The organism is Wandonia sp. (assembly GCF_984588085.1).
Genome location: NZ_CFIGVI010000004.1, coordinates 39,867 through 53,158 on the forward strand (window position 1 = coordinate 39,867; position 13,292 = coordinate 53,158).

Sequence of the window (13,292 nt, forward strand, 5' to 3'; positions counted from 1 at the left end):
ACTAATACTCTGTATAAGTGATAACTAATTTCGGTTTTTCTTTGTTGGTCGTCCAGGGACCATTAAACACAATACGTTCTGTAGAACCACCAAAGGAATACGGGGCAATTTTTACACCTAGTTCCGTCGCAAATCCTCCTTCTCTAACCAAATCCTGAACATAATTTGTCAATGCAAAAGTGTAGCGTTTAAAGGTATTGTTATATTCTCCTTCGACAATACCGACATTGTCTCCAACACCTCCAACATCCGACATTGCACGAGTCACCAGACTCGGGAAGAACTCTCCTCCAGTGAAATAACTCACCGGGAGATAAAGAATCGCCCTGTGAATTACTGCTTTGCTGTTTATGTCTTTAACAGAAGGGAAATCAATCTTTGCGCGAATCAATCCTGATTGTGCATAAAATTCATACATTCCCTGATCCGGATTATCCAGTACCAGTCGGGACTTACTTCCTGCATTTGAAAATTTCAGTCGGTTGTAATAGGCACAGGATGAATTTGCGAGTAGTGCATATTCTTTTTTCTCTCCTGCCTGTGTATAGTATAAGGTGATCAACGATTGAGGGTCTGTAAGATCCAACATGAGAATTGATCCCTCACCCTGCGCCCACGGACCATTTTCTGTGGTAATATACAACCCTTTGAATGTCTCTAAGAACGTAGCATTATCTACCAATGTTCCATTCTGTGATGCATTGATAATTTCCCAACCAAAGCTGGTCTCAAGCGGAATACGTAACTGAGGATCCAGCGTATCGTTTGCCAGCATTACTTCTTGTCCCGGTTTGGGTTGAATAACTTCACTGCCCATAGGTACAAGAGAAGTTGCTTCCGTCAGCTTATCCTGAAAATTATAATAGAAAGTATCCAGGTAAATATCTTCCTGCATACGGTATACCCGATAGGTCTGAGGAGCTGTAACCTCTCCGTAATGATCATCATACTCAAGACTCAAAACTACAGAATCGACAATAATATCTCCGATATTTCCAAAATCAGGATTATTTGTAGGCAATCGAAACTGAGAGTAAAACCCCGCATCCACTTCACCGAAAACAGGATCATTATACGATCCTAATAAAACATTGCTCGTTCCACTGGAGATTACGGAGTCGTCCAACTCACAATATGTGATCAACTGAAACGTATCCACACCGTCAGCATCTAGTAAAGCTTCCGGATCATATACTTCTTTCCCGATTATATTTTCCGTTTTTTTACAAGCAGCGACAACACTTACTATCAGCAGCAAAAAAGCGGAGAGCTTAACCACCCTCCGCCATTTCATTTCCTTTATTTGATTCTTCATTATGATATCAATACCTCTTCTTCAATCACCTTGTCTATAAAATCAGACAAAACTTTAACCTGTGTTTCTTCCGGATTAAAATCCAGCTTGTGCGAAGATAACGACTCAAAATGAGTTTTAGTATTTCCTGACACATTCTCTGAACATAAAATTACACCGTCAGAGTAATCCATCGCTAAATGTGTGAGAGATTCACAAGTCCCATCTTTCACTTTATCAATCATTTCATCGCTGAAACCATCAAATTTCAATTTCTCCGGTAATCTTTCGCAGTACTTATCCTTAAATCCTGATTCGTACAATGAATAGATCACTTTAGTATCCTGAAAATGTGGATCCTGTCCGTATACTTCTTTCAGGTACATAGGCATAAATGCCGTCATCCATCCGTTACAGTGAATAACATCCGGTTTCCAACCCAGTTTTTTTACGGTTTCCAAAACCCCTCTACAGAAGAACATAGAACGCTCGTCGTTGTCTGCACAAGGCTCTCCGCTTTCTTCACAATAAACAGCTTTCCTCTTGAAGTACTCTTCGTTATCAATAAAGTATACCTGCATTCTCGCTGAAGGGATCGAAGCTACCTTAATTATCAGCGGATGATCCTGATCATCTATTATCAGGTTCATTCCTGAAAGACGAATCACCTCATGCAACTGGTGTCTTCTTTCATTGATAGAACCGAACTTTGGCATAAATACTCTGATTTCTTTTCCCGCTTCCTGAATTCCTTGTGATAAACGACGGACAGCAGTTGAAATTTCCGACTTCGGCAGAAAAGGGTTAATTTCCTGCGAAACAAATAGTACTCGTTTTTTCTCCATAAAAGAGTCGAATTAGTAAATAGACCACAAAAATATATAAAAAAAAGCGGAAATTCAACAGAAAAGAATAGTTTTGCCCGTTTGTCTCTCTAAAAAAGAACTATTTTGGATAAGCTATATACAGCGGAAACAGTAGGTAAATGGCGGGAAGAAAAGGCGAAATCCGGAAGGAAAACCGGGTTTGTTCCAACAATGGGCGCCTTACATGAAGGCCACCTCTCTCTCATACGCAAGGCAAAAAGTGAAAATGACGTTGTCATCTGTAGTGTTTTTGTCAATCCTACACAATTCAACAACCAGGAAGATCTGGAGAAATACCCGCGCACAATAGAAGAGGACATTCTTCTGCTACAAAGTGCAGGTTGCGATGCTGTATTCATCCCTACAGTTACGGAAATGTACCCCAATTACCCGGATGAGACTGCTCTTGTAGCGGTTCCACTTGCTCCTCTTAACACAGTTATGGAAGGAGCTTTCCGCCCCGGTCATTTTGAGGGAGTAGTCAATGTGGTTTATCGCTTTTTTGATTTGATCCGACCGCAAAAGGCCTATTTCGGGTTAAAAGATTTTCAGCAGGTTGCCATCATCAAACATATGGTTAATTATCTGGAACTTCCTCTTGAAATTATTGCCTGCCCCACCGAACGTGAAACCTCAGGTTTGGCAAAAAGCAGCCGCAATCAACGCCTCTCTGACGAGCAGCGAGTAGAAGCTACTCACATTTATAAAGCGCTCCAGTTAGGTAAAAAGTTGAGTTCCGATCATCTTCCGGATGATGTGAAAGAAAAGATGAGAGAGTACCTCAATATGACTTCTATCCGAACAGAATATATCAGCATTGTTCACCCTGAAAACCTATCTGAACTGCATAGCAAATGGGTTTCAGGATCAATCTGTTGCATCGCTGCCTATTGTGGTGATGTCCGTTTGATAGATAATCTGCAGTTTATTCCTTAACTTTGTCCCGTATTTAAAGGAAAAAATGCAGATTCAAGTTTGTAAATCAAAGATTCACCGGGTTAAGGTAACTCAGGCAGACCTTAATTACATTGGTAGTATTACCATTGATGAAGACCTAATGGACGCCGCCAACCTCATTGAAGGAGAGCGTGTTCAGGTGGTTAACTGTAACAACGGAGAACGCCTTGAAACGTATGTTATTAAAGGTGAAAGGGGAAGTGGGACCATTTGTCTTAACGGACCTGCAGCAAGGCGATGTGCGGTAAATGATATCGTCATCATTATCGGATACGGTTTTATGGATTTTGAAGAGGCTCGCTCGTTCAAGCCGAGTCTGGTTTTCCCCAATGAACAAACCAATCTGATCGAATAATTGAAAAAGAAACTCATCGGAATTATCAAGATTGTTCTTCCGACACTTGTCGGGGTTTATCTTTTTTGGTACTTCTATGATCAGATGAGCGACACTCAAAAGGAGAATTTTTTCCGTAAAATGTATGAGATCAATTACGGATGGATTTTTCTTTCTCTTGTTATTAGTCTCGGGAGTCACCTCGCCCGTGCACACAGATGGAAGTACTTACTTGAGCCGATGGGGTATAAGACAAAATTTGCTCATCGCTATCATGCCATTATGGTGGGGTATATTGTTAATATGCTCATTCCCCGTGCAGGAGAAGCATCCCGGGCAGGAATGCTCGTCAAGTCGGATAAGATTCCTTTTGCACGTTCTTTCGGAACGATTATCGCTGAACGGGCAATCGATGTAGCTATTTTAGGAATTATCTTTCTGTTTACTATTTCTGTCAGCTTTGATGATTTTCTTGCATTAAAAGCCAAGTTATTTCCGGCAGATGCTCAGAATACCGGAGGTTCATCCGATCTGCTGTTGTGGATCCTTCTTGCCATCGTAGTTCTTTTTGCGCTGGCTATTGTATTTTTTGCGTTAAAACCGACTCTGCGAAAGAAAGTGGTTGATCTGCTCCTAAACATAAAAGAAGGTGTATTATCTGTGTTCAGGTCCAAAAATCCTGTTGCATTTACTTTTTATTCATTTCTGATCTGGATTCTTTATGTTGTTTTCTTCGGAGTCTGCTTTCTTTCGCTTGAAGAAACAAAAGAAGTTCCCCTAAGTGGAATTCTGATGGCATTTATCGGTGGAACTATTGGTATTATGCTGACCAATGGCGGTGTTGGTGTCTACCCTGTATTTGTCGGTAGTATAATTACTTTTTATGCTTTTCCTGATTATACAGGAACCGGTGCGCATGATACCGCTTATGCTCTGGCAACTATTACCTGGGGAGTTCAGACATTAATGATGATCGTTTTGGGACTGATCTCTTTGTTTTTCTTTTCTAAAAATTTTAAAATAACTACTGAAGATGATTCTGAATCAGATAAAGGATAAAATTATTGGTTCCGACGATCTGGAACAGCACCTTTCTGAGCTTAAGAAGGAAGGTAAAAAGATTGTCTTTACAAATGGTTGTTTTGATATTCTTCATCTTGGACACATCACTTATCTAGCTCAGGCTGCCGAATTGGGCGACATCCTCGTTATCGGTATGAATGATGATGCATCAGTGCGGGATCAGGCGAAAGGCCCCAACCGCCCCGTAAATCCGGAACATGCGCGCAGTATGCTGTTGGCAGCATTGGGGTTTGTGGATTTCGTTGTTATTTTCGGGGAACAGACCCCTCTTTCAATTATTGAAAAAATCATCCCTGATGTGTTAGTAAAAGGCGGTGATTATGACACAAACGAAACCAATCCTGACGCAAAAAAATACATTGTCGGCTCCGATATTGTGCGGAAAAACGGAGGAGAAGTTGTTACAATCAATCTTGTTGATGGTTTTTCAACAACCGCGACCATTGAGCGCATGAAAAAGTAATCACAAGAAAAAGTTCAGTCAGCTAAAACTGAGTTTATATCCGTTAATCTATATTTAATAATCTGCTTATTTACAGCCAACTTATGATCTCTAATTTTGCTGAAATTATCGGATCATGCTACGCAAACGGATTATATTTTTCTTTGTTTTTCTACACTCATTAGTTTTTGCTCAGAACAATAATGTTGGAATTAATACCGCTACTCCAGACCCGACAGCTGTTTTACATCTTGAGTCAGATCACCAGGGACTATTAGTTCCCCGGTTAAGTGTTGCACAACGCGATGCTATTACAACTCCGGCGACCGGTTTGATTATTTACAATACCGATGATAATCAGGAAGAAATTTACAACGGTACGTGCTGGATTCCAAGTTATTTAAAGAACTGTGACGATTGTGCCCTTGATCTTACCTTTCAACAGGCGAGTTATACACTCAACCGGGCTACAACACTCTCTCTTACAATTCCTGTGACTGTAAGTCAATCCACCAACTCCGGTCAGAACCTTCCGGTTAACCTTTCTGTTGTACATACGTTTTCGCCGGAATCTACTGTCCGATTGGATCAGTATGAAACAACCGGAGGAACTACCACCGTAACTATTACTATTCAAACCAGTGTGTTTGAAACGGGAGGAGATCATTTTGTCACTGTATTTGCTTTTTGTGAAGAAACTGCCCTTGCAAAGTCAGTAAAAGTGACACTTCAGGCGTGTGATGAAGTAACAATTTCAACAGATCAGGTAAACTACGATCTTTCCAATAACGGGGTAAGTGGTAACAATTGTGTTGTTGTAACCATTGAGGATCATGTTGGCATTCGTTCCGCCAGTGCGACAACCCCAGCATTTACTACAGGATTAATCAATCCCAATTGCAATATCGGAATTATCAACCGGGGGTATGTTTTTGGAAAAGGAGGAAACGGTCCACAGCTTATGGGGCAAAACGGAGAAGACGGAGGAACAGCTTTTGAAATAAACTGTAATGCTGAAATTCGCAACTCGGGAATGATTTACGGGGGAGGTGGAGCAGGGCTTACAGTCGGTGCATTCCAACCCATTAACCTGGGACCTTTCACACTTTGTATCGCCGCAGGAGCCGGAGGAAGCGGAGGAATGCCCGACGGACTTGGTGGTGGCGGATCTCAGGGTTCCTGCTCAACCGTGGTAGGAATCTGGTCCAACGGAAACAATGCAGCATCAGAATACGATGACGACGAAGGAGCGCCTGTGAATGAAAGTTTCTCTCAAAACTTTTCACTGGGTCCGGTACAGGGAACTATTGCTATTACTGCCAGAGGTGGCGGAGGTGGTGACTTCGGAGAACCCGGAACTGCTTCTTCACAACCTGTAGATTTCGGAGGGACTTCTCTGGAAATTTGTTTAAACATTCCTTTTATTGGTAATGTTTGTGCTCCTATCCCCGGGTTCTCATCTGCTCTGAACAGCCTCGCCAATCTCATCAACAACTCGTTTAACAATTCGGTTCCCGGAGCAGGCGGTTTTGCTGTCAAACATTCAGGAACCGTTTCTCTTCCGGATGGGGACTATCAATCGTATTCAGTTCGGGGAAAAATCGGTAATTAACCCAAATAACAACCAGACATGAAACATATTCTTATCGCATTCAGTGTTTTTCTGACCTTCACGTCAGTCGCGTTTGAAGGCATCATTCACTGTACTAAAATTCAGGATGGTGTAACTACCCGATTCCATTTTTTCGTCCGGGGAAATCAAATTGCCATTGTCTCGGACACACCTGAAGGCAACTACAAAGTTCTCGTTTCTTCGAACCGGCAGGAGGTGAAAATTTGTATGGACAGTCCGCTTTTCGAGGAAAAAGGATATTACTCGATTCTGAAAGACGAAGTCGAAAAAAATCAGATCCCGAAAATTCAGCGGCAAACCAAAACTGACGCATTAATGATAGATGGTTTCAATTGCGAAGGCTATACACTGGTTTCGGACATCGGCACAGCAATTGCCTATATTGGCCCTGAAAACATCAACCTCAGTGGATTATCTGCTTTTTTTAACGATCCTCTGTATGAACTACTGGATGCCTTCCAAATTGAAAAACTTCCCCGAAAAATTGTCGTAAACAAGACAACCGGATCGTATACGATTAATCTTACTGCCGAAGAAACTCGACTTGATCCTTCTGTTTTTGAAGTTCCGCAGGGAATGAAACAATTTCAGGTAACGTTAGAATAAAGATGATTTATCGCATATCCTGTATCGGTTTACTTGGGCTATTGATCAGTCTGTCCGTTTCTGCACAAAATGAACCAACGCTTTTCTCTACAGCAGATACTTTCTTCATTGCCCGGAATGCTGAAGTGCACACCTATGGAAATTGCGTAATCTCGGGTACTTCAGCTCTCTTGTCTCACCATGGCTTTCTTCAAACCTACAGCGATCAGAATCCCGGAAATTTTGAGCTTCAGAATGCAGGATCTGTAATCTCAGATGGCAACTATAAAGTACAACAGGACTGGATCAATAACGGTCGGCTTCGCATTGACAGCGGATTAGTTGAAATGTACGGAGATTACCAGTTTTTCTCCGGGGACAGTATTTCCTCTTTTTATGATCTTCTTTTAACCGGAACCGACAAAAAAGAGCAACAACAGCACATACGTGTGAGAAATCAACTGGATCTTACGCAGCGGGAACTCGCTGTTGCGGATCGTTTTCTGTACCTTGATAACCCAAATGCAGGAGCAATCGTATATGATGCTACATTTATGGCGGAAGGGATCATCAGTACAGATGAGGATGGAGTAATAAAAAAGGTAGTCCATACCGGAGCGTCCAACCTGATACCTACCGGATCTTCAGAAAACAGTTTCAGGCACCGTCCGATTAAAGTTGAACTTTTACCGGGCAATTCTTCGGACACGGCTCATGTTACTTTCCACCACCATTCTCCCGATTTATCAGGAGCTCCATCTTCAGACAAAGACACGTCTCTATGTAAAATTCAAACGGCTTATTTTTATACGTTTAACGCATCCGATTCAACTAGTAATTTTGATCTTGATTTTGCTTCACTTCCTGCAACAGATGGCGTTTATCCGGATATTGCCCGTTGGGATAACCCTACCTGGAAAGCAATTTATGACTACTCTTCTACTCCGGATATCAATTACGTTTACCACAAGACGTACCGTCAGTCTGATTTTGTTCAGGAACATTATGCTCTGGCACACAGAACTCCGGTGGCACCGGTGATTTTCGCAGAAGAAACAGCCTGTTACAATCATTCACCTGTACAGGTAACAACACCTCTAAACCAACCCTGGTACGAATGGAGTATTCCGGATAATTCCGGGGCATCCGTACAGGATGGACAAGGAAGCCCTTCTGCTACTATTAGCTGGGGAGATGTTATAGGTGGTACAGTACTGGTCAGTTATCAGAATGCAGAAGGATGTTGGTCTTTTCCGGATTCCATTTACATTGAAGACATCAGTATTCAGGCGGACTTTCAAATCAACAGCGTCGATTACGAAGATTTTGTTTCTGATTATATGATCACCAATCTTTCGGACGGAGCAAATGTTTTTGAATGGTATGTCAATGATGAATTGCTGAGTCCGGACAATACGACCAATTTTATACATACCTTCTCCACAAACGGAGAAGAAACCAGTTTTGATGTCTGGTTAATCGCTGAACAAACCGAAAGCGGATGTATTGACACGGCTTATCACCGTATTACTATTCCGGCAATGTTCGTGTTTTACGCCCCTAATTCTTTCACCCCTGACGGAGATGGGGTGAATGACTTTTTCTTTGCACAAACCTCCGAAATATATGATCTGGAAATGCTTGTTTTCAATCGTTGGGGAGAGCTTATTGTTTCTCAAAAAGGTGGGGCAGAAGCGGATGCCGTAACCTGGGACGGGACGTATCAGGGAAGCCCTGTCCCTACAGGAACATACGTATATGTTTTTATTGTGTCTCCTACCAACCCAAATGTATCTCCATCTTTGCGTTTCTCAGGATCAGTCAATGTGTTGCGCTAAAGTCGATCTGTTTTACCTGAACATTTTTAACATTTCATTTTTTGCAAGGCTCATTTTTTTAGTTAACTTTATCTTAATCGCAACGTGTAAATTATGAATGACAGGCGTTTTTATCAGTTAACCTTTGCTCTGCTTTTCAGTCTTAATATTCTTGTTTATTGTATTAAATCCGGTGAACCTCTGGTAAAGTCCATTGCTTTTTCAGGACTGGCTTTTTTGGGTGCTTTCGGATTTGCTCTTATTGTTTTCCGTCGTCTCGGTTGGAGTCGGCAGAAAGTTTCAAAATAACAGAATCCTATCGCAATAAATTGACGTGTCCCTGGTGAAATTCCGGGTTGTCTGTCTGTGTCCGGTCGAAACGAATCTGCCAGATATAGGTTCCACTTGGCACTATCTTTCCACCATAGGTTCCATCCCATCCCACACTCGCATTATTCGACTCGAAGAGAATTTCTCCCCATCGGTTAAATATCAATAGTTTGTAACTATACGGATCAAATCCCGAGGTAAATACTGGTTGGAAAACTTCGTTGTATTTATCCTCGTCCGGGGTAAACGTATTGGGGACAAAGAAAATAAGTTCGTCCCGGATAAAAATCTCTTTCGTAGTCGTATCCCGACAACCGTTTGTGCTAATTGCTATCAGTTGTACCGTATACTGACCGGCTTCTTCGTATTCATGTGAGGGTGATTCTTCACTGTATTGTCCACTATCATCACCATATTCCCATTGATAGGTATCCGAACCCTGTGATTCATTCGTAAAGTAGGCTACCGGATCAATACTGGAGATTTCGACCGGTGAAACGGAAAAATCGGCTACCGGATCAGCATCCACACAAACAGCGTCAGACAACAAAGCAACTCCCTGGCAGCCGTTCTGGTCTGTAAAGGTCAATTCGATATCATAACATCCGGGAGAGACGTATTCCGGTAAATTTCCCGAACAGGATGCGGAAGAAATGCCATTCCCAAAATTCCAGATACAGGTTCCGGAACCCATTCCCTGTGTTGTATTGATTACCTGCGCCTGCAAAGGAGCACACCCCTTGTTGTTGTCTACGGTAAATGTTGGTTGCGGAAGCGAATGCACGGTTACCTGCACCTGATCCGTATTGACACATCCGTTTGCATCTGTTCCCGTAACGGTATAGATAACAACACCTATTGCTTGCGAAAAAGGCTGATTGTCAATCACACCGTTGTCCCAACTATATGTCGTTCCACCCGAAGCAGCAAGCGTGATTAAATCTCCGTCACATGCCACCTGATCATTACCCGCATCTATTGCAGGAAGTTGAAATACAGTAATGCTCACATTATCCGTATTGGAACAACCATTCGCATCTGTTCCCGTAACCGTGTATGTAACCGTACCGACAGCGGGGGTAAATGCCTGATTATCGACGACCCCGTTGTCCCATGTATAACTGTCACCACCCGAGCCGGATAATGTTACCGAAGTTCCCGAACAAACCGACTGGTCAGCCCCGGCATCTATCGCAGGTAACGCCCAAACCGTTACCGTCACATTATCCGTATTCGAACAACCATTGACATCTGTTCCGGTAACCGTATATGTAACCGTACCGACAGCAGGGGTAAAAACCTGATTATCGGTTACTCCGTTGTCCCATACATAACTATCCCCACCGGAACCGGATAATGTTACCGAAGTTCCCGAACAAACTGATTGATCAGTTCCGGCATCGATTACAGGTAACGCCCAAACCGTTACCGTCACATTATCTGTGTTGGAACAACCATTCGCATCTGTTCCCGTAACCGTATATGTAACTGCACCAACAGCGGGTGTAAAGGTCTGGCTATCGGTTACTCCATTGTCCCACGTATAACTGTCACCACCGGAACCGGATAATGTTACCGAAGCTCCCGAACAAATTGATTGGTCAACACCTGCATCTATTGACGGAAGAGATAAAACTGTAATGGTCACATCATCCGTAGCTGTACAGCCGAACGCATCTGTTCCTGTTACAGTATAAGTTGTTGTTCCCGAAGGAGCAAAAGCGACCCCGTCCGTAACTCCATTATCCCAGGTATAGGTATCTGCACCGGAACCGGATAATGTTACGGTTTGTCCCGCACAGATAGTCTGATCATTGCCCGCCGACACCACAGGTCCTCCATCTGTTCCGACAGTGGCGGTAACTGTTGTACTGCAATTATTCGCATCAGTGACTTGAATTGTATAGTTTCCGGGAGCCAGGTTTTGAAAAACCGAAGAAGTCTGAAAATTCACCCCGTTATCAATGCTGTACTGTATTGTCCCCGTTCCCCCTGTAGCTGTGACGGCAATTTCTCCGTTGTTGTTTCCGCAAATCTCATTTGTTACGGATGCACTGGCAGACAAAATTGTTGGTTCAGTAATGACAAAATTGGTTTGCAGCTCACAGGAAACGCATTCTTTAAATGAAATATCATCTAAACCAAAGTCATTTCCTCCCGGGTTTATATTCTGATTCACAATACAAATTGTTGCGGTTGTACTTGTCCCCGAATACCAGGTGGAGAAAAACCGATTCCAGACATTCGTTGCCGAAGGTGCTGTAAAAACCTGCCCCAGAAGATTTCCGTTGACATTAAACTGTAAATCAGCCGGAGAGGTTGGATGCATGGATGCCACATACGCAGAAAATACGTAATAGGTGTTGGGTTGTACTGCAATCGTCTGACACCAAACATTTGTATTGGCAACCTGAGCTCCGTTGACAATCATAAAATTACCGGTTCCACCATTACCCGTCCCCTGAAAGGCAGCGTGGTGAAGACTAGCGTCATTACTAACCAGGTAATTCCCACCCGGAAGGTCATTTACCCCTGAAAAGCAGTCATTACAATATGTATAATCACTCGTAAACCCGGTGCTTCCTTCTTCAAAATGACCGTTATTTACCAATTCATTTCCCTCCATTTTACAACTATCGGAAACGGTTACAGAATAATTTCCGGGAGAAAGGTTTGTAATCTGCTGGTTATTCGTCGTGCCTGTTGACCACTGAAACGTATAAGCGGGTCCGTTTCCTCCGGCCGGGGTAATTTCAGCCGAACCGTCATCCGCACCATTACAGGTCACATCTGTTGTTACAAGATTATCGGTAAGAGCCGGCTGATCCTGAACCGTGACGGTAGAGGTGGCGAAACAATTGGTATTTGAACGGGCATACACCGTATAATTTCCCGGAGCCAGATTTGCAAATGACGACGATGCAGAAAAGTTTGTTCCGTCTATCGAATACGAATACGGAAGATAGCCTCCATTCCCTGCAATATCAATCGCCCCGGTGGGTGTGTTTGAACAAACTACCGGAGAACTTGTCGCTGTCACACCGATGGTTGTCGGATATGGATAAGGGATCGGTTCAAATTGGGGAGAACCTACCGCAACTCCGTTCCAGGCGGCATTTCCCTGTGCGTTTGCATAATTTCCTTCGAACTTGTAATACGCCAATAGTCCTGCCTGTGTGGTCGGGTTGGGTAAGTCCAGCATATTGGCAGCAATCTGCGCCTGAGTTCGTGCGACATTCCAGATACGCACCTCATCAATATATCCGTTAAACTGTTCACATTGACAATTCGATTGCTGACCTATTGCTGTTTGCAGATTGTTGGTAACCATGTTCCCTGTCCAGGCCATTTCACCTGTCAGACAGCCATTCACGTAGTAGCGCAGGTATTGCCCGTTATAGGTAGCAGCAACGTGATAGGTTTCTCCCTGTACCAGAGATACACCAGCCGCAGCCACCCCTCCAAAGTTGGCAAATCCGGAAGTCGTTGTTATTTCAAAGCTCCCTATACGCAGGAGATAATTTACATTGGACGGATCTGTATGTTTCGATACAATATTGACAGAAGCTCCGGTGTAGTGGATCAGTGCTTCTACGGTAAGTTGGTTCCCCGACACGTCCAGATCACCCACACGAACGTAGTTGACCGGCCCCCCGATTCTGAGCGAATTCTGCCCAAATGAAAAAGAAAAAGCAATCAGAAATAGTAGTATACAAAAAGTCTTTTTTTTACCCATAGTAGAAGAGTTCTTCAACAAATTTAGGGCAAAAAGACTATACCGAGCAACAATTTTTATCGCCTGTACCTCAGAAATAATGTATTCATACTCCAGATCTCCTACGCCCATTTTAGCATGGTTCGGGGCATATCTTTGTTGTATTTGAGGGTCGTATTCCTTGAAAAAAGGGTTGAAGGAGGGGCTATCTTCCTAACTCACCCCCTCCAAACAAA

11 protein-coding genes are annotated in these 13,292 nt (G+C 43.0%); 8 read left to right on the forward strand and 3 right to left on the reverse strand.

Features of this window, described 5'->3' with window-relative positions; all coding sequences use genetic code 11:
* Nucleotide 1: 1 nt before the first annotated feature.
* Both AC4PL9_RS02740 and AC4PL9_RS02745 read right to left on the reverse strand, forming a co-directional pair.
* Complete coding sequence (locus AC4PL9_RS02740; protein WP_491603254.1) at nucleotides 2-1,294, reverse strand: DUF4270 family protein; 1,293 nt, start codon at nucleotides 1,292-1,294, stop codon at nucleotides 2-4.
* Between the two features lie 20 nt (nucleotides 1,295-1,314).
* Nucleotides 1,315-2,139, reverse strand: coding sequence for a glycogen/starch synthase (locus tag AC4PL9_RS02745; protein ID WP_491603255.1), 825 nt, complete (start codon nucleotides 2,137-2,139; stop codon nucleotides 1,315-1,317).
* Nucleotides 2,140-2,244: 105 nt separating this feature from the next.
* Between AC4PL9_RS02745 and panC the strand changes: the two genes are divergently transcribed.
* The 8 genes from panC to AC4PL9_RS02785 all read left to right on the forward strand — a co-directional run bounded on the left by panC (nucleotide 2,245) and on the right by AC4PL9_RS02785 (nucleotide 9,320).
* Nucleotides 2,245-3,096, forward strand: a complete 852-nt coding sequence (gene panC / locus AC4PL9_RS02750) for a pantoate--beta-alanine ligase (protein ID WP_491603256.1) — start codon at nucleotides 2,245-2,247, stop codon at nucleotides 3,094-3,096.
* Nucleotides 3,097-3,121: 25 nt separating this feature from the next.
* Nucleotides 3,122-3,472: an aspartate 1-decarboxylase gene (panD, locus tag AC4PL9_RS02755; RefSeq protein WP_343784680.1), complete on the forward strand. Its 351-nt coding sequence runs from the start codon at nucleotides 3,122-3,124 to the stop codon at nucleotides 3,470-3,472.
* A complete protein-coding gene (locus AC4PL9_RS02760) occupies nucleotides 3,473-4,510 on the forward strand; it encodes a lysylphosphatidylglycerol synthase transmembrane domain-containing protein (protein ID WP_491603257.1) in 1,038 nt (345 codons plus the stop codon).
* The gene (gene rfaE2, locus AC4PL9_RS02765) at nucleotides 4,485-4,997 is read left to right on the forward strand and encodes a D-glycero-beta-D-manno-heptose 1-phosphate adenylyltransferase (protein WP_491603258.1); all 513 of its coding nucleotides are present in this window, start codon (nucleotides 4,485-4,487) and stop codon (nucleotides 4,995-4,997) included. The genes AC4PL9_RS02760 and rfaE2 overlap by 26 nt, the downstream gene beginning before the upstream one ends.
* Before the next feature lie 115 nt (nucleotides 4,998-5,112).
* A complete protein-coding gene (locus AC4PL9_RS02770) occupies nucleotides 5,113-6,588 on the forward strand; it encodes a phage tail-like protein (protein ID WP_491603259.1) in 1,476 nt (491 codons plus the stop codon).
* Nucleotides 6,589-6,606: 18 nt separating this feature from the next.
* Nucleotides 6,607-7,215: a hypothetical protein gene (locus AC4PL9_RS02775; protein ID WP_491603260.1), complete on the forward strand. Its 609-nt coding sequence runs from the start codon at nucleotides 6,607-6,609 to the stop codon at nucleotides 7,213-7,215.
* Between the two features lie 2 nt (nucleotides 7,216-7,217).
* Complete coding sequence (locus AC4PL9_RS02780) at nucleotides 7,218-9,032, forward strand: T9SS type B sorting domain-containing protein (RefSeq protein WP_491603261.1); 1,815 nt, start codon at nucleotides 7,218-7,220, stop codon at nucleotides 9,030-9,032.
* Between the two features lie 93 nt (nucleotides 9,033-9,125).
* On the forward strand, nucleotides 9,126-9,320 hold the full coding sequence (locus tag AC4PL9_RS02785) for a hypothetical protein (protein WP_343784668.1): 195 nt from the start codon (nucleotides 9,126-9,128) through the stop codon (nucleotides 9,318-9,320).
* Between the two features lie 7 nt (nucleotides 9,321-9,327).
* Here the strand turns inward: AC4PL9_RS02785 and AC4PL9_RS02790 are convergent, their stop codons facing one another.
* Nucleotides 9,328-13,188, reverse strand: coding sequence for a PKD domain-containing protein (locus AC4PL9_RS02790; protein WP_491603262.1), 3,861 nt, complete (start codon nucleotides 13,186-13,188; stop codon nucleotides 9,328-9,330).
* Nucleotides 13,189-13,292: the final 104 nt, after the last annotated feature.